General features: G+C 60.8%; 27 protein-coding genes. 17 read left to right on the plus strand and 10 right to left on the minus strand.

The window, feature by feature from the left end:
• Nucleotides 1–78: 78 nt before the first annotated feature.
• The 13 genes from cmk to ACTO5E_RS01625 all read left to right on the plus strand — a co-directional run bounded on the left by cmk (nt 79) and on the right by ACTO5E_RS01625 (nt 13,391).
• Nucleotides 79–762, plus strand: a complete 684-nt coding sequence (cmk, locus tag ACTO5E_RS01565) for a (d)CMP kinase (RefSeq protein ID WP_482300970.1) — start codon at nt 79–81, stop codon at nt 760–762.
• Between the two features lie 3 nt (nt 763–765).
• A complete protein-coding gene (locus ACTO5E_RS01570) occupies nt 766–1,467 on the plus strand; it encodes a lysophospholipid acyltransferase family protein (protein ID WP_482300971.1) in 702 nt (233 codons plus the stop codon).
• Entirely contained in the window at nt 1,464–2,471 is a 1,008-nt protein-coding gene (locus ACTO5E_RS01575) for a S66 family peptidase (RefSeq protein ID WP_482300973.1), read from the plus strand. The genes ACTO5E_RS01570 and ACTO5E_RS01575 overlap by 4 nt, the downstream gene beginning before the upstream one ends.
• 31 nt (nt 2,472–2,502) lie before the next feature.
• On the plus strand, nt 2,503–4,500 hold the full coding sequence (locus ACTO5E_RS01580; protein ID WP_482300975.1) for a bifunctional 4-hydroxy-3-methylbut-2-enyl diphosphate reductase/30S ribosomal protein S1: 1,998 nt from the start codon (nt 2,503–2,505) through the stop codon (nt 4,498–4,500).
• A gap of 143 nt (nt 4,501–4,643) precedes the next feature.
• Nucleotides 4,644–6,992, plus strand: coding sequence for a protein translocase subunit SecF (secF, locus tag ACTO5E_RS01585; protein WP_482300977.1), 2,349 nt, complete (start codon nt 4,644–4,646; stop codon nt 6,990–6,992).
• Nucleotides 6,993–7,189: 197 nt separating this feature from the next.
• Nucleotides 7,190–7,411, plus strand: coding sequence for a DUF378 domain-containing protein (locus tag ACTO5E_RS01590; protein ID WP_482301044.1), 222 nt, complete (start codon nt 7,190–7,192; stop codon nt 7,409–7,411).
• A 295-nt stretch (nt 7,412–7,706) separates the two neighbouring features.
• Nucleotides 7,707–8,147, plus strand: coding sequence for an acyl-CoA thioesterase (locus tag ACTO5E_RS01595; RefSeq protein ID WP_482300979.1), 441 nt, complete (start codon nt 7,707–7,709; stop codon nt 8,145–8,147).
• Complete coding sequence (locus ACTO5E_RS01600; protein WP_482300981.1) at nt 8,148–8,627, plus strand: P-loop nucleotide/nucleoside kinase family protein; 480 nt, start codon at nt 8,148–8,150, stop codon at nt 8,625–8,627.
• A gap of 131 nt (nt 8,628–8,758) precedes the next feature.
• On the plus strand, nt 8,759–9,787 hold the full coding sequence (pheS, locus tag ACTO5E_RS01605; protein ID WP_482300983.1) for a phenylalanine--tRNA ligase subunit alpha: 1,029 nt from the start codon (nt 8,759–8,761) through the stop codon (nt 9,785–9,787).
• A 13-nt stretch (nt 9,788–9,800) separates the two neighbouring features.
• The gene (locus ACTO5E_RS01610) at nt 9,801–10,076 is read left to right on the plus strand and encodes a hypothetical protein (protein ID WP_482300984.1); all 276 of its coding nucleotides are present in this window, start codon (nt 9,801–9,803) and stop codon (nt 10,074–10,076) included.
• Nucleotides 10,077–10,269: 193 nt separating this feature from the next.
• On the plus strand, nt 10,270–12,633 hold the full coding sequence (gene pheT, locus ACTO5E_RS01615; protein WP_482300986.1) for a phenylalanine--tRNA ligase subunit beta: 2,364 nt from the start codon (nt 10,270–10,272) through the stop codon (nt 12,631–12,633).
• Between the two features lie 152 nt (nt 12,634–12,785).
• Complete coding sequence (locus ACTO5E_RS01620; RefSeq protein ID WP_482300988.1) at nt 12,786–13,037, plus strand: IreB family regulatory phosphoprotein; 252 nt, start codon at nt 12,786–12,788, stop codon at nt 13,035–13,037.
• Nucleotides 13,038–13,058: 21 nt separating this feature from the next.
• Nucleotides 13,059–13,391 carry a hypothetical protein gene (locus ACTO5E_RS01625; RefSeq protein ID WP_482300990.1) on the plus strand — a complete coding sequence of 111 codons (333 nt, stop codon included), beginning with the start codon at nt 13,059–13,061 and terminating at the stop codon, nt 13,389–13,391.
• 65 nt (nt 13,392–13,456) lie between these two features.
• On the opposite strand, the gene ACTO5E_RS01630 is transcribed toward ACTO5E_RS01625, so the two are convergent.
• From ACTO5E_RS01630 to ACTO5E_RS01640, 3 genes are all read right to left on the minus strand, one after another.
• Nucleotides 13,457–13,699, minus strand: coding sequence for a hypothetical protein (locus tag ACTO5E_RS01630; RefSeq protein WP_482300992.1), 243 nt, complete (start codon nt 13,697–13,699; stop codon nt 13,457–13,459).
• 339 nt (nt 13,700–14,038) lie between these two features.
• Nucleotides 14,039–15,424 (minus strand): cadherin-like beta sandwich domain-containing protein, encoded by a 1,386-nt coding sequence (locus ACTO5E_RS01635; protein WP_482300994.1) that lies wholly within the window; start codon nt 15,422–15,424, stop codon nt 14,039–14,041.
• A gap of 83 nt (nt 15,425–15,507) precedes the next feature.
• Nucleotides 15,508–15,975, minus strand: a complete 468-nt coding sequence (locus ACTO5E_RS01640; protein ID WP_482300996.1) for a metallophosphoesterase family protein — start codon at nt 15,973–15,975, stop codon at nt 15,508–15,510.
• A 318-nt stretch (nt 15,976–16,293) separates the two neighbouring features.
• On the opposite strand from ACTO5E_RS01640, the gene ACTO5E_RS01645 reads away from it, so the two are divergent.
• The 3 genes from ACTO5E_RS01645 to ACTO5E_RS01655 all read left to right on the plus strand — a co-directional run bounded on the left by ACTO5E_RS01645 (nt 16,294) and on the right by ACTO5E_RS01655 (nt 17,514).
• Nucleotides 16,294–16,557: a hypothetical protein gene (locus ACTO5E_RS01645; protein ID WP_482300997.1), complete on the plus strand. Its 264-nt coding sequence runs from the start codon at nt 16,294–16,296 to the stop codon at nt 16,555–16,557.
• 71 nt (nt 16,558–16,628) lie between these two features.
• Entirely contained in the window at nt 16,629–17,081 is a 453-nt protein-coding gene (locus ACTO5E_RS01650; RefSeq protein ID WP_482300999.1) for a hypothetical protein, read from the plus strand.
• 28 nt (nt 17,082–17,109) lie between these two features.
• Nucleotides 17,110–17,514, plus strand: coding sequence for a hypothetical protein (locus ACTO5E_RS01655; RefSeq protein WP_482301001.1), 405 nt, complete (start codon nt 17,110–17,112; stop codon nt 17,512–17,514).
• A 304-nt stretch (nt 17,515–17,818) separates the two neighbouring features.
• Here ACTO5E_RS01655 and mnmA read toward each other — a convergent pair whose 3' ends face one another.
• Nucleotides 17,819–18,925: a tRNA 2-thiouridine(34) synthase MnmA gene (gene mnmA / locus ACTO5E_RS01660; protein ID WP_482301003.1), complete on the minus strand. Its 1,107-nt coding sequence runs from the start codon at nt 18,923–18,925 to the stop codon at nt 17,819–17,821.
• On the minus strand, nt 18,922–20,421 hold the full coding sequence (locus ACTO5E_RS01665) for a phosphohexomutase domain-containing protein (protein WP_482301005.1): 1,500 nt from the start codon (nt 20,419–20,421) through the stop codon (nt 18,922–18,924). The genes mnmA and ACTO5E_RS01665 overlap by 4 nt, the downstream gene beginning before the upstream one ends.
• 468 nt (nt 20,422–20,889) lie before the next feature.
• Here ACTO5E_RS01665 and ACTO5E_RS01670 point away from each other — a divergent pair, with 468 nt between their 5' ends.
• A complete protein-coding gene (locus tag ACTO5E_RS01670) occupies nt 20,890–22,023 on the plus strand; it encodes a DHHW family protein (RefSeq protein ID WP_482301006.1) in 1,134 nt (377 codons plus the stop codon).
• 121 nt (nt 22,024–22,144) lie between these two features.
• On the opposite strand, the gene ACTO5E_RS01675 is transcribed toward ACTO5E_RS01670, so the two are convergent.
• The 5 genes from ACTO5E_RS01675 to pgeF are packed head-to-tail and all read right to left on the minus strand — an operon-like array spanning nt 22,145 to nt 26,751.
• The gene (locus ACTO5E_RS01675) at nt 22,145–23,029 is read right to left on the minus strand and encodes a GNAT family N-acetyltransferase (RefSeq protein ID WP_482301008.1); all 885 of its coding nucleotides are present in this window, start codon (nt 23,027–23,029) and stop codon (nt 22,145–22,147) included.
• Nucleotides 23,026–23,541 carry a CHAP domain-containing protein gene (locus tag ACTO5E_RS01680; protein WP_482301010.1) on the minus strand — a complete coding sequence of 172 codons (516 nt, stop codon included), beginning with the start codon at nt 23,539–23,541 and terminating at the stop codon, nt 23,026–23,028. The genes ACTO5E_RS01675 and ACTO5E_RS01680 overlap by 4 nt, the downstream gene beginning before the upstream one ends.
• 3 nt (nt 23,542–23,544) lie before the next feature.
• Nucleotides 23,545–24,111 (minus strand): DUF3795 domain-containing protein, encoded by a 567-nt coding sequence (locus tag ACTO5E_RS01685; RefSeq protein WP_482301011.1) that lies wholly within the window; start codon nt 24,109–24,111, stop codon nt 23,545–23,547.
• Between the two features lie 31 nt (nt 24,112–24,142).
• Entirely contained in the window at nt 24,143–25,042 is a 900-nt protein-coding gene (locus tag ACTO5E_RS01690; protein ID WP_482301012.1) for a radical SAM protein, read from the minus strand.
• Nucleotides 25,039–26,751: a peptidoglycan editing factor PgeF gene (pgeF, locus tag ACTO5E_RS01695; RefSeq protein WP_482301013.1), complete on the minus strand. Its 1,713-nt coding sequence runs from the start codon at nt 26,749–26,751 to the stop codon at nt 25,039–25,041. The genes ACTO5E_RS01690 and pgeF overlap by 4 nt, the downstream gene beginning before the upstream one ends.
• Between the last annotated feature and the right edge of the window lie 20 nt (nt 26,752–26,771).

Here is a 26,771-nt window from a genome sequence, read left to right on the forward strand (position 1 = left end):
GCAAAAAGACGGTGTTTTCGATTTTTCAAACGAGCCCTAGTTTATTACAGTATACAAAACGAAAGCGAGGAAACCGCCATGTTTGCCATTGCGATCGACGGACCCGCCGGAGCAGGGAAGTCCAGCGTTGCCAAGGCCGCGGCCAAGGCCCTGGGCTTTACCTATGTGGACACCGGCGCCCTGTACCGCACCATTACCTTATATATGCTGGAAAACGGGGTGGAGCTGAAGGACCCTGCCGCCGTAGCCGCAGCCCTGCCGGGGCTGAAGGTCTCGTTGGAATATGGGGACCAGGGCCAGCGCACCCTTTTGAATGGCCGGGACGTGTCAGAGGCCATCCGCACCGAGGAGGTGTCCATTGCCACCTCCCGGTGGGTGGCCCATGTGCCGGCAGTGCGGGCCTTTCTGCTGGACCTGCAGCGGGAGCTGGCCGCGCGCAGCAATGTGGTGATGGATGGCAGGGACATTGGCACGGTGATTCTGCCCGGGGCCCAGCTAAAGGTATTTCTCACTGCGTCGGCAGAGGAACGGGCCAGGCGGCGGACCCTGCAGCTGGAGCAGGCCGGGGAGTCTGCGGACTTTGCCCGGGTGCTGGAGGAGGTGGAGCGCCGGGACCGGCAGGACGCCCCTCAGCTGGAGCAGCTTCCCCCGGACGGCGTGACCCTGGACACCACAGGGCTGAGCTTTGACCAGGTGGTACAGCGGCTGACCGGCATGGCCCAAGAGCGGATGGACCGGAAGACGGAAGGGGAGGAGGGGTAAGAGGTGGCAAAAAAACCAGCGGTACGGCGCAAGGGACTTCTCTATATTATCGGCTGTTTTTTTCTTACTCTGTTCTATTATCCTGTGTTCCGGCTGAAGGTGGAGGGCCGGGAGAACATTCCCAAAACCGGGCCGGTGCTGCTGTGCAGCAACCACATGGCCAAGCGGGACCCGGTGATGCTGGGGGTGGCCGCGTCCCGGCGGCAGGTCTGCTATATGGCCAAAGAGGAGCTGTTTGAAAACTGGTTCATCGGCGGCCTGCTGCGGAGGCTGGGGGCCTTTCCCGTGCGGCGGGGCAGCGGCGGGGCCGACGCTCTGGCAGACGCCTATCGGATTCTGGACGGGAACGGCATGGTGGGGGTGTTTATTGAGGGACACCGCTCTAAGGACGGGCTGCTGCAGCGGCCCAAGACCGGCGCGGCTCTGCTGGCCTACCGGACCAAAGCCCCGGTGGTGCCGGTGTGCATCACTGCCGGGGACGGAGGCCTGCCCAAAAAATTCAAGCGGCATGTGGTCAAGTTTGGCAAGCCCATCTCTGCCAGTGAGCTGAACATTCCCGACGATTCCAGCATGCAGCTGCGCCGGGCCAGCCGCGTCATTATGAGCGGCATTTCAGCCCTGCGGGAGGAGACCCTTAAGGAGCTGGGCCTGCCCTCTCAGCTGGCGGAGACGGAGGAAAAGCCGCCCCGTCCCGCAGCGGAATGAAGGGGAAGGCTCTGCCTGCGCTCTGTCCCCCTCCTCTGCGGCCCGGGGACACTATTGGCCTGTTTACCTCCTCCTATCCCCTGGCCCAGGAGGCTCCGGAGGCCGCAGGGCTGGCCATGTTCCGGCTGCGGGCTTTGGGATATCAGGTCAAGCCGGGCATTCTCATGAACAGCAGGGACTGCTACCGCTCCGGCTCCATTCAGGAGCGGGCCCAGGAGCTCAACGCCCTGCTGGCGGATGACTCGGTGCAGTGCGTTATGGCCACTGTGGGGGGCATGGCGTCCAACTCCATTCTGCCGTATATTGACTATGAGCAGATCAGAAGAACGCCCAAAATCATCATCGGCCATTCAGACGTCACCGCCATTTTGCTGGGGGTGTACGCCATGACCGGGCTGGTCACCTACTACGGCCCCAACCTGGTGACTACCTTTGGGCAGTATCCTCCCCTGCTGGACGCTACGGAGCGCTGCTTTTCAGAGGTGTTGGGAGGCTATACGCCGCCTTACAGCTACCGAAAGCCTGAGGTCTACTCTCAGGAGCTGACCCTCTGGTCCCAGGGGCCTACCACTAAGGAGCCCCAGCCCAACCGCTGGGTCACCGTCAGGGGCGGCCGGGCCAGCGGGCGGCTGATCGGCGGGAACCTGAACACTCTCACCGGGATTGCCGGCAGTCCCTATATGCCGGAGATCAGACAGGGGGACATTCTGTTTTTGGAGGACACGGAGAAATTCGCCGCCCATGCGGAGCGTTACTTCTCCTGGCTGAAGCTGTGCGGGGTGTTCCGCCGGGCCGGCGGGCTGATTTTGGGCAAACACCGCCAGTTCGACAGCCAGGGGACCGGCAGAACGCCTGCGCAGATCCTTTTGGAGGTGATTGGCCAGCCGGATTTTCCCATTCTGGCGGACTTTGACTGCTGCCACACAGTCCCCATGCTCACCCTGCCCTTGGGGAAGCGGGTTCAGCTGGACGGGGACAGCCAGACGGTCACGCTTTTGGAATAGCTGAAATATTTTTTCAAAAAAGGAGGACGCTATGGAGATTGCGCTCGCTCCCTCCGCCGGGTTCTGTTTTGGGGCCCGGCGGGCGGTGGAAATGGTCTACAGCCTGGTGCATCAGGGAAAAAAGGCGGCTACTCTGGGGGCGCTGCTCCACAACCCCCAGCTGGTAGAGGACCTGAAGTCCAAGGGGGTGCAGGTAGTCTCCTCCCCCCGGGACACGCCCCCCGGCCATGTGCTGGTGCTGCGGTCTCACGGGGTGACGGTTCAGGTGGAGGCGGAAGCCAGGGCCCTGGGCCTGGAATGTGTGGACGCCACCTGTCCCTTTGTGAAAAAAATACACCGCCTGGCCGGGCAGGCAGGGGATGAGGGGCGGGTCTTTCTTCTTATGGGAGACCGGGACCACCCGGAGGTGCAAGGCGTTGTCAGCCACTGCAAAGGCCCCTGCTTTGTGTGCCGGGACCGGGAGGAACTGGAAAATTTGCTTCAAAAACACCCGGAATGGAGGGCTGAGCCTGTCGCGGCGGCGGCGCAGACCACTTTTTCGCTGGATGAGTGGCAAAAATGTTCGGAAACTCTGAAAAAAGTATGTACAAACGCCGCGGTTTTTGATACAATATGTAATGCAACAGCGAAACGGCAGAAAGAGGCGCTGGAACTGGCCCGCCGGTGTGACGTGATGCTCGTCATCGGGGGCAGGGACAGCTCAAACACGGCAAAGCTCCAAAGCATCTGCGCGGGGCAATGCACGACCTATCTCATCGAAAAGGCGAGCGAGCTCAGCAGTCTTCCCGCTTTTTCCGCCGGCCTGAGCGTTGGCATCACAGCGGGGGCCTCCACGCCCCCAAGTATAATTAAGGAGGTACTTGATACCATGGCGGAAGTGAACAGCACGGAACTGAATTTTGAGGAGATGCTTGAGGAGTCGCTCAAGAGCATGAATACAGACGAAAAGGTACATGGCGTAGTCGTTGGCATCTCCCCCACCGAGGTCTATGTGGACGTAGGCCGCAAGCAGGCGGGCTTTATCCCCGCTGCAGAGCTCTCTAACGACCCCTCTGTCAGACCCGAGGACGTGGTGAAGATGGGGGACGAGCTGGAGCTGCTGATTATGAAGACCAATGACCAGGAGGGCACCATTATGCTCTCTAAGCGCCGGGTAGACGCCATGCGCGGCTGGGACGACATTCAGGCAGCAATGGACAACAACGAGATTCTCGAGGGCAAGGTCATTGAGGTGGTCAAGGGCGGCGTGATTGTGCTGAAGGACGCCCTGCGCATTTTTGTGCCCGCCTCTCAGGCCACGGCCAACCGGGGCGACGACCTGAACGTGCTTCAGGGCCAGGAGGTCCGTTTCCGGGTGATTGAGGTGGACCGCAAGCGCCGCCGGGCCGTGGGCTCCATCCGCAGCGTGCTGCGGGAGGAGCGCAAGGCCGCTCAGCAGAAGTTCTGGGAGCAGGTGGAGGAGGGCCAGGCCTTTACCGGAAAGGTGAAGTCCCTCACCAACTTTGGCGCCTTTGTGGACCTGGGCGGTGTGGACGGCATGGTCCACATCTCCGAGCTCAGCTGGAACCGGGTGAAGCACCCCAGCGAGGTGGTCAATGTGGGCGACACGGTGGACGTGTATGTAAAGGGGCTGGACCGGGAGAACGGGAAGATCTCTCTGGGCTACAAGCGTCCTGAGGACAACCCCTGGGTGAAGCTGGAGCAGGAGTATCCCGCCGGCACAGTGTGCGAGGCCAAGATTGTGGGCATGACCGCCTTTGGCGCCTTTGCCAGCGTCATTCCCGGCATCGACGGCCTTATCCATATCTCCCAGATTGCCGACCACCGTATCGACAAGCCCCAGGATGTGCTGAAGGTGGGCGATATGGTAAAGGTGAAGATCACCGACGTGGACCTGGAGCGCCATCGGGTCTCCCTGTCCATCCGCGCGGCGCTGGAGGACGAGCAGGCTGCTGCGGACGAGGCTGCGGAGAACGCGCCTGAGGACGCGGTGGTGTTCAGCACCGAGGAGCCCGCTGCTGAGGAGTAATGCTGAATTTGAATCGTACAGACAGGGTAGTTTGTGCTGCCCTGTTTTGTATGTATATGGTCCTGTGACCAGAAAGTTTTTTTCTCAGCCGGGTAAATTGTGAAATCTGTATGAGGCGGCTGAGACATTGGAGGAATGTCAACATGAGGCGCGTTAAGAAACCTGTATTTTTTGTGGTGCTTGTTCTAATCGCCGCCCTGGTTTATACGTCCCTGTTCGGCGTATACGGGCAGAACGGCGATTTTAAGGTCACCTGGCTCAAGGGCGCCAGCGATATCCGCTGGGGCATCGACATCCGGGGCGGCGTGGAGGCCACCTTCAGCCCGGCGGGCGGGGTGGAGGCCACTGCCAGCGAGCTGGAATCTGCCAAGCAGATTATTGAGACCCGCATGGTCTCTCAGAACATCACCGACTATGAGCTCTACACCGACGAGGCCAACAACCGCATTATTGTGCGCTTCCCCTGGAAGTCGGACGAGACGGACTTTGACCCGGAGAAGGCCATCAGCGAGCTCTCCGCCACGGCCATGCTCACCTTCCGGGAGGGGGGCGAGTATGAGACCGAGACCTATGACGAGAACGGCAACCCTGTCTATATGACCCCGGCAGGCACTACCGCCGAGACCATTATTCTGGAAGGCTCCGACGTAGTCAGCGCCCAGCCCGGCGTGCAGCAGGACCCCACCTCTGGCGCGGCCCAGTATGTGGTGCAGCTGGAGTTCAGCGAGGCGGGCAAGGAGAAGTTTGCCGAGGCCACCGAAAGGCTGGTGGGCCAGACGATCTCCATCTGGATGGACGACGTGCGGCTCTCGGCCCCCACAGTCAACTCGGTCATCAGTGATGGCAAGTGCATTATTGAGGGCAACTTCACCAGCGAGAGCGCCACCACCCTGGCGGCGCAGATTCAGGCGGGCGCCCTGCCCTTTGCCCTGGAAACCTCTAACTTCAACTCCCTGGCCCCCACCCTGGGCAGCCAGGCCCTGAACGCCATGCTTATGGCGGGCCTTATCGCTTTTGGGGTGATTGCCCTGATGATGATTGTGGTGTTCCGCCTGCCCGGCGTGGTGGCGGTCATCTCTCTGGCGGGACAGATGGGCATCTGCTTTGCAGCGGTGTCCGGCTTCTTCCCCAACATGAACTCCTTCACCATGACCCTGCCCGGCATTGCGGGCCTGATTCTCTCCATCGGCATTGGCGTGGACGCCAACGTAATCACTGCCAGCCGGGTGCGGGAGGAGCTGAACAACGGCAAAAGCCTGGATGGGGCCCTGCAGAGGGGCTTCCAGAGCAGCTTCTGGGCCATTTTTGACGGCAACATCACCACTGCCATTGTGGCCGTTATGCTGATGATGGTCTTCGGCCCCAGTAATATTCTGTCCATGATCTTCGGCCAGTCCACCACAGGCTCTATTTTCTCCTTTGGCTTCACCCTGCTGGTGGGCATTATCGCCAACTTTGTCATGGGTGTGTTCGCCACCCGGCTGATGACCCTGTCTCTGGCTGGCTTTAAGTGCTTCCGCAAGCGCTGGCTGTTTGGCGGCACAGAGGAGGGGACTGCTCCCAAAGCAAAGCAGTTCAATTTCTTTGGCAGCAGCAGGACCTATTTCATGATCTCCGCCGTTATTCTGGTGGTGGGGCTGGTTGCCAGCATGGTCATGGGCCCCAAGCTGGACATTCAGTTTGCCGGCGGCGCCATGATCCGCTATTCTGTGGACGGCACAGGCTATGACGCGGAGAGCATTGCGGGCACCATCTCAGAGCAGATGGGCCTGGACAGCTCGGTCTCTGTTAACCAGGACATGGCCACTGGCCAGGAGAATGTGACGGTCTCCTTTGCGGGCAACAAGAGCCTGACCCCGGACCAGCAGGCCCAGGTAGCCACTGTGCTCAGCGACGCCTTTGACCAGGCCACCTTCACTCTGCTGGAGTCCAACTCGGTAGACGCCACTATGGGCGCGAAATTCTTCCAGAAGTGCATGGTGTGCTTTGTGCTCACCGCCATTCTGCTGCTGGTGTATATTGCCCTGCGCTTCAAGAAGATCGGCGGCCTCTCCGCTGGTCTGACGGCCATTGTGGCGCTGCTGCACGACGTGCTTATCGCGTTCTTCGTGTTTGTCATCTTTGGCATGTCCATCAACGACATTTTCATTGCCGTTGTGCTGACCCTGCTGGGCTACTCTCTGAACAGCACCATTGTGATCTACGACCGGGTGCGGGAGAACAAACGCAAGAACGGCCCCCGGGCCAATTTTGCCGACACCATGAACGAGAGCCTGAACCAGACCCTGGGCCGCACGCTGCTCACCTCTCTCACCACCTTCCTGGCGCTGGTGGTGGTGCTGGCTGTGGCGGGCGTGTTCTCCATCAGCACGGTGGTGTCCTTCTCGCTGCCCATGCTGGTAGGCGTGGCCGCTGGCTGCTTCTCCTCTCAGTTCATTGCGCCCAACCTGTTCGCCCTGTGGCAGGTGCGTCAAAAGAGCAAGCAGGCCTGAAAATTCCCATAAAATGAAAATCCAAAAGCCCTGGGAGGGATGCTCCCGGGGCTTTTTTGTTTTGCAGGGCATATTTTTTTGACGAACCGCGCAAAATATCGTTGACGCAGCTTGGCCGGCCTCGCCTAAGCAGGGCCGGCTGTGCGTTCACTATGGGATAGGGCGGAAGAAGCCTGGAAGGAGGGAACGGAATGAATATCATTGACCGGATCGCGCTGGCGCTGATTGTGATTGGCGGCGTAAACTGGGGCCTGGTAGGCGTGTTTCAGTTTGACCTGGTGGCCTGGATCTGCGGCGGTCAGGGCTCCATTGTGTCCAGGATTATCTACACGCTGGTGGGCGTGTCGGCGCTGTGGTGCCTGGCGCTGCTGTTCCGGGACTGGGACAGCGAACGGCATGTAGCCGCCAGCACCCGGTAGTCAAGCCGGGAAACGAGGAAGAAAAAAGAGCTGACTGACACTGGCTTGCCGCGCGGGAGAACCCGGACGGCAGGCCGGATTTTTTATTAGCCCCTGCCCCAGCGGACTTGCGCCGCAAAGCCTCTCCATGGTATAATGTGTTCTGGCGAACACAAGGAGAAGCCCTGAAGCGCGAAGCGCTTCTCTTTTGCTTCGCATGACTTGGCAATGCCAAGTCACAGTACCGGACCAAATAGATTTTATGGTATCATGCGCTCTCCGCTTCCCTACTCTAATCAAGAAAGCAGGTGCTTTCATGCCTACTATTATTTACACCCGGCCTGTCTACTATTATGAGACCGACCGCATGGACTGTGTCCACCACTCCAACTACATCCGCTGGTTCGAGGAGGCCCGTATTCAGTTTATGAGCCAGCTGGGCTTTCCCTATGAGGGTCTGGAAGCCGCAGGGATTGTCAGCCCTGTGCTCAGTGCCGAAGCCCATTACCATACCATGTGCCGTTTTGGCGACACCGTGGAGATTCTCACTGGGCTGGAAGGCTACTCCCGCACCCGCATTGCCTTTTTCTATCAGGTGCGGGACAAGGCCACGGGCCAGCTCCGCTGCGACGGGCGGACCAATCACTGCTTCCTCCTCCAAACCGGCCAGCGGGCAGGCCGGCCGGTCTCGCTGCACAAGGCCATGCCCGCCTATCATCAGCGCGTCATGGAACTGCTGGAAAAGGAGGAGAACTAAATGGCAAAGGTCATGTTGATTTGCGGCAAGATTGCCAGCGGAAAAAGCTTTTACTGCCGCCGGCTCCGGGAGGCCTCTCCGGCGGTGCTTCTCTCTGTGGATGAGCTCACCGCCCGGCTGGGCCCTCTGGGCGAAAGCCACGACCAGGCCAGCGCTGCCATACAGGACTTTATGCTGGAAAAGGCTGGGGAGATTGCTGCCGCCGGGGTAGATGTGATTCTGGACTGGGGCTTCTGGACCCGGGCATCCCGGCAGGAGGCCTCTGCCTTTTTTGCCGCCCGGGGCATTGAGACCCAGTGGCATTACATTGATGTGCCTGAGGAACGCTGGCGGGAGAATATCGCCCGGCGCAACGCCGCTGTGCTGGCAGGGGAAGACCCCAGCTATTATGTGGACGAGGGACTGCTGCAAAAGCTGAAGGAACGGTTTCAGCCCCCTGCGCCTCAGGAGATCGACGTTTGGTATTGTCTGGAACCGTAAGCCGCTTTTCTTCTGTGCCACGGTACTCCTCATTTTGACATTCCCCTTGAAACCAATGGCTGAAAGTGGTATAATCAGCAATTAAGGACTGTAAAACGATCACAGCGAATGCTTTGAAAGGACGTTGGAAAATGAAGGAAAAAATCGACAGCCTGCGCCAGGGCTTTGAGCAGGAGCTTGCCAAAGCCGCCAGCAGCGAGGCCGTGGAAAAGCTGCGGGTAGCTTATCTGGGCCGCAAGGGCTCTGTCACCGAGCTTTTGAAGGGCCTGAAGGACGTGGGCGCCCAGGAGAAAAAGGAGCTGGGCCAGCATATCAACCAGCTGAAAAAGCAGGTGGAGGAACGGCTCTCTCAGCAGGTAGAGGCCATCCGCGCCGCCGAGGAGCAGCGGGAGATCGACTCTGCCCAGCAGTATGACGTGACCCTGCCTGTGGGCGGGGCTCTGGGCTCTTACCACCCCATTACCGTGGTGCAGCGGCAGCTGGAGGAAATTTTTGCCTCCATGGGCTTTATTGTGGAGGATTATAACGAAATCGTCACGGACTACCAGTGCTTTGAGGCCGTGAACATCCCCAAGGACCACCCTGCTCGGGACATGCAGGACACCTACTATCTGGAAAACGGCCAGCTGCTGAAAACCCACACCTCCGCCGCCCAGAACTTCATTCTGCAAAAGTACGGTGCGCCGGTGCGGGCCATCTTCCCTGGCCGGTGCTTTCGCAACGAGGCCACCGACGCCAGCCACGAGACCACCTTCTTCCAGATGGAGGGCATTATGGTGGACAAGAACATCTCTATCTCCAACCTTATCTACTTCATGAAGACCATGCTCTCTGAGGTGTTTGAGCGGGACGTGAAGGTCCGGCTGCGCCCGGGCTTCTTCCCCTTTGTGGAGCCTGGCTTTGAGCTGGACATCAACTGCCTCATCTGCGGGGGCGAGGGCTGCTCTACCTGCCATCACTCCGGCTGGGTGGAGCTGTGCCCCTGCGGGATGATTCACCCCAATGTGCTGAAAATGGGAGGCGTGGACCCAGAGGAGTACACAGGCTTTGCCTTTGGCCTGGGGCTGACCAGACTGGTGATGATGAAGTACGGGGTCAAGGACATTCGGGACCTGAACAGCGGCAATCTCAAGGCTCTTAGCCAATTCCGGCAAGCGTAAAAAGGAGAACACGATGCAGATAAACAACCAGACCATCACGGAAAATATGGGCCAATACCAGCCCCAGGCCCCGGCCGGCAGATCCGCCGCGGGCATGAACCAGCTGTTTGCAGCAATGGTGGAGAACATGAAGCGCGCCAAGGACATGCGTCAGCTGATAGAAGAGGACGAGACCCTGAGAATCCTATATGAAACGCTGGACAAGCAGATGGGTGAGGACAACGGAAAGTCCACTGCCCAGCAGCTGCAGGAGATTTTGGACAAGCTGGCTCCTAAGGCTGCCGGATGAATTTTTAGGGCGGCATCGTATATAGGAAACACGCGGGCAAACCGGCAAGGCCGGATTTCCAGCTAGGCGGCACAGCGATCCCAACGCCGCCTGCTTTAAAAGAATCTTTTGAAGACTATAAAGCTTGTGCGATGCTGCCTCAGGCATGACAGTCATTCGTTTCGACACATGAAGTGAGGAAAGAAGGAAAACTATGTTAATCTCAATGAACTGGATCGGCGATTTCGTCGACCTCTCCGGCCTGGACCTGCCCGGACTGATCCAGCGCTTCACCCTTTCCACCGCCGAGGTGGAGGAGGTTATGGAGATGGGCCGGGACCTGCGGGACGTGGTGGCCGGAAAAATCCTCTCGGTAGAGAACCATCCTGACTCTAAAAAGCTCCACCTGCTCAAGGTAGACGGAGGAGATAAAATTTACGACGTGGTCTGCGGCGCACCCAATGTGCGGGAGGGCCTGATCGTCCCCTTTGTAAAGGAGGGGGGCATGGTGGCCGGGCAGGCCATCCGCTGCGCCAAGCTGGCCGGGTATGAGAGCCACGGCATGTGCTGCTCTGAGAAGGAGCTGGGCATCTCCGCCGACCACGCGGGCCTGATGGAGCTGCCGGAGGACACTCCCGTGGGCCGGGATATTACCGAGCTCTATGCTATTCAGGACACGGTGTTTGAGGTGGACAACAAGTCGCTTACCAACCGGCCGGACCTGTGGGGCCACTACGGCATTGCCCGGGAGTTCGCCGCCCTCACCGGCCGGGAGCTGAAGCCTTTGGAGACCGTCTCTCTTGCCGCCTTTGACAGCCTGGACCCCATTGACATTCAGGTGGAGGACCAGGAGCTGTGCTACCGCTATACAGGCCTGAAGGTGCGGAACATCACCAAAAAGGTCAGCCCGGTGGACATGCGCATCCGGCTGTTCTACTGCGGCAGCCGGGCCATTAACCTGCTGGCGGACCTGACCAACTACCTGATGCTGGAAATGGGCCAGCCCATGCACGCCTTTGACTGCGCTAAGGTGGACAGCATCCAGGTCAAGCGTTTTGACGCGCCCTTTGTCTTCACCACTTTGGACGGTGTGGAGCGGAAAATTGACGAGAACACCCTGATGATCTGCTCCCAGGGCCAGCCTGTGGCCGTGGCGGGCATTATGGGCGGTCTGGACTCGGAGATTGAGGACAGCACGGACAGCCTGCTGCTGGAATCCGCCAATTTTGACGCTTCCAGTGTGCGCAAGTCCTCTACACGGCTGGGCCTGCGCACCGACGCCTCTATGCGCTATGAGAAGACCCTGGACCCGGAGATGACGGACCTGGCCATCCAGCGCTTTATGAAGCTGCTGCTGGACATTGACCCCCAGGCACAGGTCATCTCCCGGTTGACCGATGTGTATGTCAAGCATTACCCGGCGGTGGAGCTCACCTTTCATAAGGCCTATGTGGACCGCTACACCGGCATTGAAATAGAGGATGAACGCATTCTCAGCACCCTGCGCTCTCTGGGCTTTACAGCCCGGCAGGAGGGGGAGCAGTTCACCGTGCAGGCCCCCAGCTGGCGGGCCACTAAGGACGTGACCATCAAGGCGGACATTATTGAGGAGATTACCCGCATTTACGGGTATGACAATTTCAACATCTCCACCACCCTCAGCCCTCTGCATCCCCAGAAGAAGTCGCAGGAGAACCGGGCGGACAACACGGCCAAGGATATTCTGGTGCGGACCTATGGCCTGCATGAGGTGCACTCCTATCTTTGGGCTGACGCCAAAAAGTGCCGGGCTCTGGGAATCGGATTGGAGGAGAATGTAAAGCTCGTCAACGCCCAGACCCCGGACCACGAAACCCTGCGCCGGAGCATGGGCCCCACCCTGCTGTCCATTCTACAGGAGAACCGGGCCTTTGCCCCGGAGTTCGGCGTGTTTGAAATCGGCCGGGTAGTCGAGGGAATAAAGGAGGACGGCCTGTGCAGCGAGCGCAAAAAGCTGGGGCTGGCCCTTTACAGCCGCAACACCGGCGAGCGGGAGCTGTTCTACCGCATGATTGAAATCGTGAAGGCCCTGGGCAGCGGCGTCAAGGGCATAGACCTTCAGCTGGCCAACTGCGCCCCCCAGGCGGACTGGCAGCATCCTCGCAACACCGCGGTGGTTATGGGCAGCGGGCAGGCCTTGGGCTGGGTCTGCGCCCTGAGGCCCTCAGTGGCCCGGGCCATTGACCGGAAAGCCGCTGTGATCACCGCCCAGCTGGACATGGCCGCTCTGGCCGCTCTGCCTGCCGGAGCGCTGACCTACCAGGAGCCCTCCCGGTTCCCGGGCATGGACATGGACCTGTCTCTGCTGCTGCCCGAGGGTATGCGCTTTGCGGACATGGAGCCCGCCTGGGCCGGGGCCGGCAATACCCTGAAAAGCGTGAGCCTGATTGATTCCTTTGAACAGAACGGCAGAAGGAGCCTGACCCTGCGCTTCGCCTTCTCCTCCCAGGAGAAGACCCTGTCCAAAGAGGAGGTTCAACCAATTGTAGACGGGATTGTGGAAAAGCTGAACGCCGCCGGAGCCGTGCTGAGAACCTGAGCCAGGCTGAATTTTGTCCCGCAGGTGAAAAAAGCTTGCATTTCCCGGCGGTTTCGAGTATGATAATAGAATAGAAGAAAACGGACGGATGCCGCGCAAGGCATTCCTGTGCCGTAAGCTTCACAAACGACGACAAGATGGAGGTGGCAGCTATGCCGGAGGACCACAACACCATAACCTTCTCTCTGGACGAGGTGCGGGAGGCAGACATGAAGCGTATTCTGCTGACGGTTTATGACGCGCTGAAGGAGAAGGGCTACAACCCCATCAGCCAGATCGTGGGCTACCTGCTGTCGGAGGACCCCACCTATATCACGACCCACAACAATGCCCGCAGTCTGATCCGCCGGGTGGACCGGGACGAGCTGCTTAAGGCCATGGTGCGGAGCTACCTGGGGGAATAAGCCCCGGGAGTCAGAAAATAAATGGAGAAGCGTGGTGACTGGATGAGCGAACAGAAGAAAAAAACGTCTGCAGAGACACAGAGCTTTCCCACCTATAAGGGCAAGCCGTTGGTGCGCAGCGGCGACACCCTTTACTACGGCAATATGACCGACAAATATGTGGTGAAGCTGGACATAAAGTCGAAAAAGCAGGTTGGCGACCTGGATGTGGCGGACAAGGTGACTGTCCAGCTGATGTACACGGACCCGGAGATTCGGACCCGAAAGGCCATTGTGAAAACCAGCGAAAAGGAGGGCCTCTATCTGGCCCTGGACATTGCGGAGGCCTGGCTGAACAAGGCGTTGACCACCTGACCAGAACAAACCAAAGGGTACGGGCGTATTTTGCCCGTACCCTTTTCTTTTCCCCTGGCTTTTCTCTACTTCTCCGGCCTGCAGCCGCCCTTGGCCCTGGGCTGCCTGGGAGCGGCCCCCTCCTTGGGGATTGCCATGGAAAAAAGCCCCCTGCCGCTTTCCAGCTCCCCTTGGTTGACAGGGGACCGGTACAGCAGGCCGGTGCACTCCTGGGCGGAGGCCACGCTGGAGGTCTCCGGGAACTTGTCCCGGGGCAGGTCGTCGTGCTCGTGGTACTCCATTTTTTTCGTCAGGTCCGGTTTTTTCATAGCCGCCTCCTGGGTGGATTTGAGGCCTGCTTATGGCAAGGGTCTTTGGGCCCCAGGAACGACAGGCCCGCCGCCTCTTTCCGGGCGGCATTCCCTGGCTCAAAGCAGGCCACAGAGTTAATGTGCCCAGACAGGGCCAAAAGTTGCGGACATCTGGCTGCAGTCCCTTGCCCGTTCAAACAAGCGCAACGAATGGCGGGCCGGCTACTTTGTTTCGCTTTTACTGTCTTATATAGTAAACACACTTGAAAATCGGCATGTACCGATTTTCAAGCAAGGCAGCGCGAGCTCGCCCGCGCAACTGTGTTAACTATAGAAACAGTTCTTCCGTTGGGGTGGTCAGGGTTCCTTGTCCTTCCCGCTATCCTTGTCCCCGGCCTTCTTTTTCTCTATGACCCAGTCCAGCGCTCTCTCAGCCAGCAGCACTACTGCCGCCCCGCCCAGACTGCCTGCTGCCAGCTCCCAGCCGCTTTCGGTTCTGCCTGTCAGCACCGGCCCCCGCAGCCTTACCTGTGGCTCCATAGAGCTCTCTGGGCTTGCCTCCGCCTCCAACAGCGGCAGAGGCTCCGGCGTACTGGTAGGCTTTGGCGTTTTTGTGGGTTTGGGGGTAGCTGTGGGCTTTGGCGTTCTGGTGGGCTTGGGTGTGGCTGTAGGCTTTGGGGTTTTTGTCGGCTTGGGAGTGGCCGTGGGCTTCGGCGTAGTTGTAGGTTTTGGAGTCTTCGGCACGGCAGTAGGCTTGGGCGTAGCCGTGGGTTTTGGGGTCTTTGTGGGCTTGGGTGTGGCTGTGGGCTTTGGCGTTTTTGTTGGCTTGGGTGTGGCTGTAGGCTTTGGCGTTTTTGTTGGCTTGGGTGTGGCTGTAGGCTTTGGCGTTTTTGTTGGCTTTGGGGTGGCTGTAGGCTTTGGCGTTGGGGTGGGCGTGGGGTCAGCCTGGGGCTTTTCCTCCCGATTTACTGTGACCGTATAGACCTGCCTGGTCTTTCCGTCCTGGGCAATGGCGGTAATATAAAAGAGAGTGCTGCTGCCCCCTGACCCCAGGTTTTTCCGGTTGACTGTCCACCTGCCCCCTTCCGCCGCCTGGGCCTGAAACTCGATCCAGCTTACCTCGTAAGGAACGCTCAGCTGGTACTGGGTAATGTCTGGGGAAAAGGCCGGGACCAGACTGCCCTGAGAGGGTTCCAGCTCAGTCAGCTCTGCCAGGCTTCCCAAGGGCTGCTCCACCTGATAGAGGAGCCGGAGCTTCCACTCTGACTCATCCAGCCCATTTTCCGCCACGATCTGCCCAATATTCACCCAAAGCTCCTGCTGTCCCGGCGGCGCGTCCTTTGCCAGGCGCAGCTCCAAGTCCAGCACTCGGCCCGGGCCCATGCCCTGGCTGCCCTCCTGCCGGATGTACACCCAACGCCAGCCTCCCTCGCTGCCGGAATCGTAGAGATACCCCTCCTGCTCCCCGCTATGCTTGGTAAGGGTCCAGGCCGGGTCAAAGCCGGCCTCAATCAAAAAGCCAGAGAGCTCTCCCAGACTGCCGTCATAATCCACTGTCACCCGGACAGTGGAGCCCGCCAGACCCTGGTCTCTACTGATGTCTGCCTGAAAGGCCCCCTCTGCCGGAGAGGCCCCACTGCCTGCCAACAAAAAAAGCAGCGCCAGAAAGCCCAGCCCTGCTCCCAGCAGGCCCAGCCAGCCTTGCCGCCGGACTCGTCCTGTCCTTCCTCTCCCAAACGGCAAAGCGGCCCGCCTCCTTTCTTAACGCTTCGGGGTCACTGACATTCTGCCAGCCCCAAAGCTTGTCTTAAGTACGCCTGGCCCCGTCAAGGCAGTCTGACCACGTTCAGCACAATGCCCTGGGGCGTAATGTCGATAACGCCGTAGCTGGGCTCCCAGCCGCTGAGCCGTCCAGGGTTCATGATATACAGGCCGTCCTCATAGTCCTCTCTGGACTGATGGGTGTGCCCAAAAAGTAAAATATCCGCCTTGCGCTCTCTGGCGGCGGAAATAATCGTCTCATCTCCCGATTTCACCCCATAGGCATGGCCGTGGGTATAAAAAATGCGGGCACCCTCTGCCTCATACTCTCCCACAGTGGGCAGAGAGCTGCCCCAGTCGCAGTTGCCCCGCACCCGCAAAAAGGTTCTGTCTGAAAAAGAGAACCGGACCTGGTCCAGGTCCTCCTGACCGTCTCCCAAGTGGATGACCACCTCTGCCTTTGGCTGCGCCAGCAGGGCCCGGCGCAGGGCTGCGGCGTCTCCGTGGGTGTCTGACATAACAAGAATACGCATGGTTTGCCTCCGAATTCTGACTTTCGCGCAGCTTGAACGAAAATAATTCATCTTTAAAATTTATTATACTACAAAACGCACTTGTTTTCAACCGCTTTTGCGGGAAATCTCCACCAATTTTTCCACTCCGCCTTTGTTCTCTTTTGATAGCTGCGGGCCGGATTTCCCCTGGAATTTCCGTAAATGACATTTTGATAGAGGAAGCCCCGCCAGTCCGACCTGTAACGGCAGGTGGAATCAAGCGGGGATGAGGCGCATAGTATAGAACAAGGGCGCGAAAAGCGTCCGGCCCAGAACATTGGTAAGGGAGGTCTCCCTATGGACCATAATGACGGAAAAATGGACAACAGCAGGCTGGAAGCCCTGCTCAAGCTCACTGCTCAGCGCATGGGCTCAACCCCCGAGGCACTGAAGCAGGCCGCGCAGAACGGCGATTTGTCTCAGGTAATGGGCGGCATAACCAGCGGAGAGAACCAGGCCATGCAAAAGGTGCTCAGCGACCCGGAGGCGGCCAAAAAGCTGCTCTCCACCCCCCAGGCCCAGGCATTGCTGAAAATGCTGCAAGGGGGCAAAAACAGCTGAAAAGGAGCCATGCAGCCCCTGTCCGCCCGCCTCATACAGTCTGCTGAACCCCACCGAAAGGAGGACCGGCCATGGACGATTTGAACCAACAGATCTCGCAGCTTTTGTCTGACCCGAACAGTATGCGCCAGCTGCAAAATGTCATGAGCTCTCTGGGACTGGGGGGAGGCGCTTCCCAGCCTCAGGCGGCTCCTTCTTCCCCCGCGCCCCAAAGCGCTCCTTCCGGGCCGGACCTTTCTGCCCTGGCAGGGGCCCTGGGGGCCTTGGGCGGGGGCGGGCAAAGCCAAAGCCAGGCCCCGTCTCCCCTTGGGCTGGGAACGGACAGCCTGGCTATGGCGGCAAAGCTGGCCCCGCTGCTGGGCCAGCTGAACCAGGAAGACGACTCCACCCGGCTGCTGCAGGCCCTGCGGCCCATGCTCAGCGAGGCGCGGCAGCAAAAAATCGACGAGGCTATGAAAATTTTGCAGCTGATGCGGCTGCTGCCTATGCTCCGGGAGCTGGGCGGTCTGCCGGGGCTGTTCTGAACGGCCTGCCGGGAGAGGAGAGAAGCCAATGCCTGATATGGACATGAGAAAAATGCAGGAGGAAGCCGCTCGCCGGGCCAGAGAGATGCAGTCCCGGGCCAGGCAGGGGAGGCCCCGCCAGCCCGGCCCCTCAGGGCAGAACAGCCAGCAGGCCAGCCAGGCCGGACATAGCCATAACCACAGCGGCCCTCCCCCTGCCGCTTCCCCGGCGGAAAAACCGCCGCCGGTTCTGCCCCTGCCAGAGCCCGCCCCCACCCCGCCGCCTCAGCCGGAGCCCCCGGCAGTCCTCAGCGCCAGCGGCAGCACCCGGGGGCTGCTGGAGGAGCTTTTTCAGGACCGGGAGCGCAGCCTGCTGCTGGCTCTGCTCATTCTGCTGGGAGGCGAAGGGGGCAATCACGAGCTGATGTTTGCGCTGCTGTTTTTGCTTATGTGACAGGAGGAACCAAGAGCAATCTATATTCAACAGAAGGCCTGCCGCAGTCTGAAAGTATGGGAGACTTTTTCAGGCTGGCGGCAGGCTTTTGGTTTTTGGTGACGCTTTGGAGTGGGAGCGTTCAGACGGAGGCTCTCACTGAATAGACTGGGGAAAGAGGCCAGCTTTTCAAAGTGAGTGCCGGAGTGCCCTGGGTCTGCTCCCCTTTGTGAGCCCGACTGCCGGGGCAGGCTTCTTCTACCCAGCCCCGCCAAGCAGAAGAGCGGGAGCCCCGGCGGTTGACTTGGCCGCCGGCTCTGTGAAGTCAAGCCTCCCCCACCTGCGCAATGCGGCCGCCGCCCACCACGGTCTCCCCGTCATACAGCACCACTGCCTGCCCCCGGGTGATGGCCCGCTGGGGCTGGTCAAAGGTTACAAGCAGCTGGTCCGGCCCAGTCTGTTGGACTGTGGCGGGCTGCTCCTTCTGCCGGTAGCGCACCTTTGCCTGCACCCGCACTGGCTTTGAAAGCTCCTGAGCGGCAATCAGGTTCAGGTCCTGAGCTGTCAGTTGCCGGGCAAACAGCTCCTCCTGCCTGCCCAGAACCACCTGGTTCTCCTCCGGGTCGATGCCGCACACATACATGGGCTGGGGAAAAGACAGCCCCAGGCCCTTCCGCTGTCCCACCGTATAGTGTATGATACCCTTATGCCGCCCATACATCTGTCCATCCGTACCTACAAAGTCCCCTGGGTGGGCAGGCCTGCCGGTCCAGCGTTCGATAAACCCGGCGTAGTCTCCGTCCGGCACAAAGCAGATGTCCTGGCTCTCCCGCCGGTGGGCGTTGACAAAACCGGCCTCCTCTGCCAGGGCCCGCACCTGAGGCTTGGTCAGCCCCCCCAGGGGCAAAAGCAGCCGGGAGAGCTGGTCCTGGGTCAGGTCGTAGAGCACATAGCTCTGGTCCTTGTTTTCGTCCAGACCCTTTTTCAGCAGCCAGCGGCCAGAGGCCGGCTCCCGCTCTACCCGGGCGTAGTGGCCGGTGGCTACATGGCCGCAGTCCATCTCCTGTGCCCGGCGAAAAAGCTTACCCAGCTTTACATACCGGTTACAGTCAATACAGGGGTTGGGGGTCTCCCCCCGCTGGTAGGTCTGTACGAAGCGTTCCATCACCTCCCGGCGGAAGTCGCTGGCAAAGTTGAACACATAAAAGGCCATGCCCAGCCTATAGGCCACCGACCGGGCGTCCTCCACGCTCTCCAAGGAACAGCAGGCCTTCTCCCCCTGGTCCGCGCCCAGGTCCTCGTTGTCAAACAGCTTCAGCGTGGCCCCCAGGGCCTCATACCCGGCCCGCTGCACCAGCAGCGCCGCCGCGCTGGAATCCACCCCGCCGCTCATGGCCACCAGCACCCGGCCCTTTTTTGTCTGCTCCGTCATAGCGTCCGGCAGTCCAGGCCCTGGCTGTGGGACTGGAAAAAGGCCCGCAGCTTCTCCCGGATGAGCTCCGCCCCACCGGGCACGTCGCTCTCTATATTGACCGGCAGAATGGGGTCGTGGACAGACAGCCGCACCAAAAACCACCCCTGCCCCTCCCCCTGGGGAAAGGACACCCGGATGCCCTCATGGTTGTCCGGGGCGATCTGCCAGCCCTGCTCCCTGGCGTGGGCCTCCAGGGCGGCAATGACCGCCTGTCCCCGGGCTCGGAAGTCCTCCTCTACAATGGGGACGCGGACCTCTATGGACTCCGCCGGCTCCCCCAGGGGGGCCAGCAGGTCCTCAAGACCCTTGCCCTGCTGGCGGAGCGCGGCCAGCTTGACAATAATTCTGGTGACCAGATAGGCCCCGTCGTCCAGGAAATAGTTCTCCTGAAAAGCGGCGTGGCCGCTGGTCTCAATGGCAAGAGGACTGGGGACGCCCGCCCGGTTCAGCCGCAGAGACTCGTTGATGACATTTTTGTAACCCCGCTGAAAACGGTGATGTCTGCCGCCCAGTGTGTCCTCAATAAAGCTGTGCAGCCCGTCGGAGGTAATGGAGTCGGTGACAATGGCGCCGCCGGGGGCCCTCTCCAAGGCAATGGCCGAGGCCACGGCCACCAGGCGGTTCCGGTTGATCTCCCGGCCGGCCGCGTCCACCACACCGGCCCGGTCCACGTCTGTGTCGAAAATAATGCCCAGGTCTGCCTGCGCCTCTGTTACCATACGGCAGGCAGAGGCCATGGCCTCCTTGTCCTCCGGGTTGGGGATGTGGTTGGGAAAGCTGCCGTCCGGGTCCAGAAATTGACTGCCGGACACATCCGCGCCCAGGGGGGCCAGCACCTCCCGGGCATAGAAGCCCCCGGCCCCGTTGCCCGCGTCCACGGCAATGCGGAAGCCCTTGAGGGGGTGTTCGTGGTCCTCGGCGCGGATGCCCTCCTGAATGAGCCGGCGAAGATGGGCGGCGTACTGGTCCATGTGGGCGGAGGGCTGACAGCTGCCCCCCTCTGCCAGGGGCGGGCAAGCCCCCTGCTGGGCCAGGGTGAGGATCTCGGCAATGTCCGGCCCGTCCAGTCCTCCGTCGGGAGCAAAGAACTTCAGGCCGTTGCGGTGCCAGGGGTGGTGGCTGGCCGTAATCTGCACCGCACAATCACAGGGCAGGTCCAGCACAGCCATGAACATGGAGGGGGTGGAGGCCAGGCCGCAGTCAAAGCACTGCACCCCGTGGCGGAGGAAGGCCCGCTTCACTGCCTCCCCGATCCGGGGGCCGGAGAGCCGGGAGTCCCGGCCCAGGGCGGCGCGCAGGGTGCTCGCGGGTATATTCCGGCGTTTTTCGCACCAGACCAAAAAGGCGGCGGCAATGGCCTCTACCGCCTGGTCCGTGAGCTCCACCGGTACGCCGGGTATTTCCATGGCAGCGCCCCGAACGTCGGTGCCGCTTTTCAGCTTCAAAAAATCCATAGGACAAGCTCCTTTCTTTTTTGGTATTGTATCAAATTTGGGGAAGAGAATCAATCACTTTGAAGAAAAAGCGCTGGCGCAGGGGGAATTCCCCATAACCGCCCATGCTGCGCTGCCTCAGGCCGGGGGGCAGCCTGGCACTGCCTATGTCAAAGGGACATTCGACAGAGAAAGGCCCCGGGCCGACAGTCCAGGCCCTTATTGCGAAAAAACTGTTGGACGAACACCCCATAGCCACGCTCGCCTCATAAATGTATTTTAACGCAAAAATGGTGCAGAGGATAGAAAAGGACAGGCCCTGACGGCCCTCTTTCCATCCTAGTCCACTCTGTTTTCAGAGCGGTAAAGCAGCCTGTGTAGGTTGCCGGTTTATGAGATGGGCGTGACCCCATGGCCCAGATCTATAGACTTTTTCCGGCTTTTCTGCTATGATATGCTTAACCCATTCCCCATAAGGAGCTGATACCCATGCCCGGCAAGCATCACGCCCCCTCGGCCCGCCGCCCCTGGCTGCTGCTCATTCCCATTCTGCTGGCCCTTGCCCTGGCCGGCGGCGCGCTTCTCTTCTGGCAGAGGCCCGACCCTGTCCCCACTGCCTCTCAGCCCTCCTCTGCCCCCTCGTCCCCAGCGGCCACAACGGCCCCTACTCCCGCGCCCACGGCAACGCCCACACCCACCCCTGTTCCCAGTCCCACACCGCCGCCCATTGCTGACAACGGAGAGGACGGCTATCTCTCGGAGGGGCTGTACATCTGGAACAACATGGCCTTTGAGCTGTTCTACGGCTATAACGAGGCCTCTGACCCCTATATCGAGGCTATTTCCAGCTTTGCCCAGCAGCTGCCTGGGATGCGGGTGTTCAACATGGTGGTGCCCAACCACTGCGAGTTCGGCCTGCCCCAACGCCTGCGGGACAGCCTGGGCTGCGGCTCTCAGCGGGAGAACACGGCCTATATTTACAGCAATCTCTCCGGCGTCACCCCGGTGGACATTTACGACGCCTTGGACCAGCACAAGGACGAGTATCTCTACTTTAATACGGACACCCACTGGGCCGGGCTGGGGGCCTATTATGCCTATGTGGAATTCTGCGCCGCTGCCCGGGTGGAGGCTGTCCCCCTGGAGGACTTTACCAAAGAGTCCTACGAGGGATTTTTGGGCTATCTCTACCAGCTGTGCGGTGAGGACTGTCTGGCCCAAAACCCGGACCGCATTGACCTGTATGAGCCAGGCTATGCCTACACGGCAGAGCTCAGCTATGACGGGGAGAGCTTTTTTGAGGTGGACGGCATGAACAGCGGGGACAGCTCCATGGGCTACAGCATGTTTCTGCGGGGAGACAACCCCTGTATGCAGATTGTCAACCAGGACCACCACACCGGGCGGAAGCTGGCTCTGGTAAAGGAGTCCTACGGCAATGCCATCGGCCCCTTTCTGGCGGCCAGCTACGACGAGGTCTTTGTTGTGGACTTCCGCAGCTTTGAGGGGAGCCTGCCGGACTTCTGCCAGGAGAACAAGGTAACGGATGTGCTGTTTCTCAACAGTACCATTGCGGCCAACACCGGCGCACGGGTAGACGACCTCTGGACGCTGTTCCCCTGACCCGTCGACTGGTAAAAAGAACCGGCGGCTGATCACAAATCGTCTGAAAACCGGGTCTGCTTGTTCTCAACAGAAAAAGGAGGGAGGCCTTTTGGGGCCTCCCTCCTTTTCGTCTGCCGCGCTATTCCATCCACATGTCCATGGCCGGGCCCGCGTCCTCATCGGGCAGCCGGGTAAAGCCGAACCTCTCGCAGAAGCCTTCTTTTCCCTTGCCCGCCAGCAGGTGCACCTTGAACCGCCACCCTGGCCGCAGCTGCACCCGCAAAAACAGCATACAACGCTCGATCAGCTGGGTGCCAATGCCCAGGCCCTGGTACTCCGGCAGCACCATCACATCGGCCAGGTAGGCAGTATAGCCCCCGTCCCACAAAAGCCGGGCGCCGGCCACAGCCCGAGGGCCGTCGTAGCAGCCCAGCACATAGGCTGAGCCCTCCAGGCTGGCCTGGGCCTGGGGGATGCAGACGCTGTCCAGCTCCACTGCCTCCCGCAGGCCGCAGTAATCCTCTGGGGAGAGATAGCTGCGGTATTTCAGGTTCTCGGTGCCCATCACCAGGTAGCTGTCTCCCGTAGCTGCGTGGACCACCCTGCGAATGCTGAAAAAGCCGCAGCGGCTGTAGACCTTCCGGGCCCGCTGGTTGAATTCCGCCACAGTGAGCCGCAGCTCCCCGGCCCCCAGCTCCTCCCGGGCAAACTTCATGCCAGCCTCCGCAAAGGGCTGGCCCAGCCGCAGGCCGCACAGGTCCGGGCGCAGGCCCAGGCCCATGTCCAGAGGGCCGTCAGGGTAGGCCCCCTCCTCTGCCGGCACGCGGGCCTCTTTGCCAAACTGGTAAAAGCCCACCAGATCCCCGGCAATGTTCCGCACCGCGTAGCTGCTGCCGTCCAGCAGGTCGTCCAGGGAGGTATCCGCTTCCCGGTTATACACCGCATACTCGCCGGGGTACTCCCAGGCGGCGATCTCCTCTGCCAGCTCCTGGGTCATGGGTATGATCCTTGTCGCCTCGCTCATGCTTCCCCTCCATACTCAAAATGGTCCGGCAGACTGATGTAGCCCCGGATATGCCCGTCCCGGGGACGCTCTACCACGCCGGACATATTGCCCAGATTCCCCTCTGCCGCCAGAATCGAGCTCTCCCTGACCTCTACCACAATGCCAATATGGTCGTGGACCTTATTCTCGAACACCTTGTCGTAAATCACAATATCTCCCGGCTGGGGCAGGCAGGTGTTGGCAAGCCAGCCCACCCGGTTGTCGGCCTTGGCCCACTCCTCCCAGGCCCCGCAGCCCGCCAGATTGCAGGAGACGCACTCCTTGGGCCGGATGGGGAAGCGATACCCCGCCTGCATACAGCAGTAGTACACAAACGCCGCGCACCACAGGCCGTCGGCCTCCTTCAGCTTCCATTTGGGAAAGGGCTTGATCAGGGGCTGTATATTGGGCTTCAGCCCCATCACCGCGCCGTGCCAGGCCCTCATTGCCTCCGCCCTGGCCACCTGGGCCAGCCATGCTTTTTCTGCCATTACCTATGCCTCCTTTGGCTTTTTCTTCCTTCGCAGCTTCAGCTCCACCCCGCTGCGTTCTGCCGCCCTTCGCAGCGCTTCTACCGCTTGGGCGGCTCTGGACTTGGGGTCTGGCAGCTGGTTCAGGGCGGCCCGGTCTATGGCAGAGCAGACCGCCTCCCACTCCAACAGCTCCAACGCCAGGCAGTAGAAGCTCTTTCTTCTGCCGTCATTACAGTGGTCCAGCAAATACCCCAGCAGTTCCTTCTTTTCCCGCTGCAGGGCCTGATATGCCTCCAAACCAGCCTCCTGCGCCGCCTGAATATTCCTCTCCCGCCTCTGGTGGCTGAGGAAGGAGTCATACTCGTCAAACCCCGCGTATTTTTCGCAGGGATATGCCTGGCAGGCGAAGCAGTAGGCCACGCCCCGGCTCTGGGCGCACCGGGCAAACCGGCAGGGCTGGTTGCCCGCGCCGCCTCCGCAGCCGGGGCAGTATCCGCCCGCCTGCATGGGACACAGGCCGCAGTTCAGTCCGCACAGAGAGAACAGCAGGTCCTCCCTGAGAAATTTCTTTTTGGATTCTCCTCCCATGCGTCCTCCCTCTATGAAAATCGACTCTCTGTCAGGCCTCTGAAAGGGGCTCCTCCATGTCCCAGGCCGGGATAAAGTCCCCGCCCATCGCCTTGCGGGACTGGACAAAGCCACCCAGGTTCAGGCTGAATAACGCCTCCTGGACCTTGTGGAGCTCCCGCCGGGTAATGGGCCGGGACAGCTCCGGATAGCCGGGGACGCCTCCGGGCTCTCTGGCCTGGCCCCAGGGGGTGTATTGGGCCATCAAACTCACGGGGACACCGGGGAAGTCCCGGGCGATGCGCTCCAATACCGCCATGGAGTTTTTGGTGTGCCCTGGCAGAATCAGGTGGCGGATGAGCACGCCCCGGGTCATCATACCCGCCCCGTCGTAGACCGGGGGGCCTGTCTGGCGCAGCATCTCCCGAATCGCCTCCACCGCTGTCTCCGGGTAGTCCTCCGCCCCGGACAGGTCCCGGGCAAGGGCGGGCTGGGCGTACTTAAGGTCCGGCAGGTACACGTCCACCAGACCCTCCAGGCTTTTCAGGGTCTCCGCCCGCTCGTAGCCCGAGGTGTTGTACACCACCGGGACAGGGAGCCTTTTGTGCAGCAGCGCCCGGCGGATACCCGGCACAAAATGGGTGGGCGTTACCAGATTGATATTGTGGGCTCCCTGCTCAATCAGCCGGAAAAATATCTGACTGAGCTCCTCCGGGGTCACTGCCCGGCCAGGCAGTAAACCCGCGCTGATCTCATGGTTCTGGCAGTACCGGCATCTCAGGGGACACCCGGTGAAGAACACCGCCCCCGACCCGTTTTTGCCGCTGATGGGCGGCTCCTCCCAGCGGTGCAGAGCGGCTCGGGCAATGCGGAGTTCCTCTGTCGCGCCGCAGGGGGTGTTTCCGTTTCGGGGGAGGCCGCAGAGCCGGGGGCACAGGCGGCAGGCCGTCATGGCTCCAGGGCCAGCATAGCGCAGTTGCTGCCCCGTCTGCCCCGGGTCTTTCGGTGGGAGAACAGCAGGGTGCTCTCCTCCATGGTGCACACCCCGCCCAGGGTGATGCTCTCCTGAGGCACCCCGGCCCTGAGCAGAGACTGGCGGCAGCACTCCCACAGGTCCACATGATATTTTTCATGCTCCGGCCCGGCGACAAAGTCCTCTGCCCCTGGCAGCGACAGAAATTCCTTGGCCACGGGCTCATCCACCTCAAAGCAGTCCTTGCAGATGGAGGGCCCGATTGCCGCCAGCAGCCTTTGGGGGTTGCTGCCGAACTCCTCTCCCATGCGCTCTACCATCACTGCGGGCATACCTGCGGCAGCCCCCCGCCAGCCCGCGTGGGCCAGGCCAATGGCATGGTGCTCCGGGTCGTAGAAGTAGACGGGCACGCAGTCCGCCGCGAACACCACCAGCACAGTCCCGGGCACATTGGTGCACAGGCCGTCCGCACTGGGCGTATCGCCGCGGTTCCAGATGCCCTGCCCCCCGTGGCTCCGGTCCACCCGAAGGACGTCCGTCTTATGCACCTGGGCCCCGCACACCAGGGCCTCCGGGTCAAAGCCCGCTGCGGCGCAGAACCGGCGATAGTTTTCCGTCACATTTTCGTCGCTGTCCCCCCGGCCAAAGCCCAGGTTCATGGCAGCGAACTCCTGGCCGCTGACGCCCCCCAGCCGGGTGGAGAAGGCGTGGCGCACCCCCTTCAGGGTCCTCCATTGGGGAAAGCGCAGCAGGCCCACGCCGTCTTTTACCTCCAGGTCCATATGGCCCACAGGACCGGGCAGGGCCTCCCGAGGGGGCTCTACCACGGGCACGATAAAGGTCTTTTTCGTCACCATAACACCCTCATACTTTTCTTTTATCATAACCCGGCCCACAAAACGGTAGCCGCAGTCCTTACATTGAAACTCTGTCTGAAAGCCCCGGTTCCGGGGAAGCCACTGGCCGTCCTGGCCGCAGTCCCCCCCGCAGTGGGGGCAGGAGAAGCGCAGGTACTCTGGCTTTACCCGCAGGTCGTCCAGTTCCCGCACATAGCTGGTGCGAAAGGTCATTTTCCGGTAGAATTCCTCGTCGCAGGCCTGGATGAAGGGCTGAATGGCCTTGGGGTCGAATATTTTCTCCAGAATGCGCAGGGTGACCAGGCTGTCGTCCAGGGCCCGGTGCTGCTCCATCTGAGAGACGTCGATTCCCAGCAGCTCAGCGGCCTTTTCCAGGCCCAGCTGCTTTGCCGTGTCCAGCCCCAGGCGTTCCTCCGCATACCGCTGCAGGTCGCAATAGCTGGTGAGAAAGGGCACCCGGGCCTGGCCGGTGTAGTACCGGCAGTTCTCGATCAGGGTGAGAATGTCAGAGGAGCCCCAGGTCATAAGCACCGCCCCGCCCAACCACTGGCGGAACTGCCGCACCGCGCTCATGTAGGACATGCCGCCGGCCAGGTCCTCCTCCGTCAGGTTGGTAAGGCTGGCTGTGACCGAGTTCAGACGCTTGCCCACCTTGGGGCGCACAAAGCAGCTGAAGGCGTCCTCCGGGGGCAGGCTGCCGGGGCAGAGGTCCTGGGGGGTGCGCACGTTCTGGCGCCTGACAGCCCCGAACTCAATGATCTCGTTGATATAGCCCTTCCATTTCCAGGTGTAGGCGGCGTTCCATTCCAGGTCCAGAACCGCAATGTCCAATGGCAGTCCCTCCTTTTCAG

The organism is Acutalibacter sp. (genome assembly GCF_056800975.1).

What these genes read in the sequence shown, in the direction of transcription:
- cmk (WP_482300970.1), top strand. Translation starts at nt 79, where the DNA reads ATGTTTGCCATTGCGATCGACGGACCCGCCGGAGCAGGGAAGTCCAGC.
- ACTO5E_RS01675 (WP_482301008.1), bottom strand. Translation starts at nt 23,029, where the DNA reads ATGAGCGAGGCGACAAGGATCATACCCATGACCCAGGAGCTGGCAGAG.
- ACTO5E_RS01580 (WP_482300975.1), top strand. Translation starts at nt 2,503, where the DNA reads ATGGAGATTGCGCTCGCTCCCTCCGCCGGGTTCTGTTTTGGGGCCCGG.
- ACTO5E_RS01670 (WP_482301006.1), top strand. Translation starts at nt 20,890, where the DNA reads ATGCCCGGCAAGCATCACGCCCCCTCGGCCCGCCGCCCCTGGCTGCTG.
- ACTO5E_RS01690 (WP_482301012.1), bottom strand. Translation starts at nt 25,042, where the DNA reads ATGACGGCCTGCCGCCTGTGCCCCCGGCTCTGCGGCCTCCCCCGAAAC.
- ACTO5E_RS01630 (WP_482300992.1), bottom strand. Translation starts at nt 13,699, where the DNA reads ATGAAAAAACCGGACCTGACGAAAAAAATGGAGTACCACGAGCACGAC.
- mnmA (WP_482301003.1), bottom strand. Translation starts at nt 18,925, where the DNA reads ATGACGGAGCAGACAAAAAAGGGCCGGGTGCTGGTGGCCATGAGCGGC.
- ACTO5E_RS01620 (WP_482300988.1), top strand. Translation starts at nt 12,786, where the DNA reads ATGCCGGAGGACCACAACACCATAACCTTCTCTCTGGACGAGGTGCGG.
- ACTO5E_RS01640 (WP_482300996.1), bottom strand. Translation starts at nt 15,975, where the DNA reads ATGCGTATTCTTGTTATGTCAGACACCCACGGAGACGCCGCAGCCCTG.
- ACTO5E_RS01655 (WP_482301001.1), top strand. Translation starts at nt 17,110, where the DNA reads ATGCCTGATATGGACATGAGAAAAATGCAGGAGGAAGCCGCTCGCCGG.
- ACTO5E_RS01680 (WP_482301010.1), bottom strand. Translation starts at nt 23,541, where the DNA reads ATGGCAGAAAAAGCATGGCTGGCCCAGGTGGCCAGGGCGGAGGCAATG.
- ACTO5E_RS01610 (WP_482300984.1), top strand. Translation starts at nt 9,801, where the DNA reads ATGCAGATAAACAACCAGACCATCACGGAAAATATGGGCCAATACCAG.
- ACTO5E_RS01575 (WP_482300973.1), top strand. Translation starts at nt 1,464, where the DNA reads ATGAAGGGGAAGGCTCTGCCTGCGCTCTGTCCCCCTCCTCTGCGGCCC.
- pheS (WP_482300983.1), top strand. Translation starts at nt 8,759, where the DNA reads ATGAAGGAAAAAATCGACAGCCTGCGCCAGGGCTTTGAGCAGGAGCTT.
- ACTO5E_RS01650 (WP_482300999.1), top strand. Translation starts at nt 16,629, where the DNA reads ATGGACGATTTGAACCAACAGATCTCGCAGCTTTTGTCTGACCCGAAC.
- ACTO5E_RS01685 (WP_482301011.1), bottom strand. Translation starts at nt 24,111, where the DNA reads ATGGGAGGAGAATCCAAAAAGAAATTTCTCAGGGAGGACCTGCTGTTC.
- ACTO5E_RS01595 (WP_482300979.1), top strand. Translation starts at nt 7,707, where the DNA reads ATGCCTACTATTATTTACACCCGGCCTGTCTACTATTATGAGACCGAC.
- ACTO5E_RS01665 (WP_482301005.1), bottom strand. Translation starts at nt 20,421, where the DNA reads ATGGATTTTTTGAAGCTGAAAAGCGGCACCGACGTTCGGGGCGCTGCC.
- pheT (WP_482300986.1), top strand. Translation starts at nt 10,270, where the DNA reads ATGTTAATCTCAATGAACTGGATCGGCGATTTCGTCGACCTCTCCGGC.
- ACTO5E_RS01625 (WP_482300990.1), top strand. Translation starts at nt 13,059, where the DNA reads ATGGAGAAGCGTGGTGACTGGATGAGCGAACAGAAGAAAAAAACGTCT.
- ACTO5E_RS01600 (WP_482300981.1), top strand. Translation starts at nt 8,148, where the DNA reads ATGGCAAAGGTCATGTTGATTTGCGGCAAGATTGCCAGCGGAAAAAGC.
- ACTO5E_RS01645 (WP_482300997.1), top strand. Translation starts at nt 16,294, where the DNA reads ATGGACCATAATGACGGAAAAATGGACAACAGCAGGCTGGAAGCCCTG.
- secF (WP_482300977.1), top strand. Translation starts at nt 4,644, where the DNA reads ATGAGGCGCGTTAAGAAACCTGTATTTTTTGTGGTGCTTGTTCTAATC.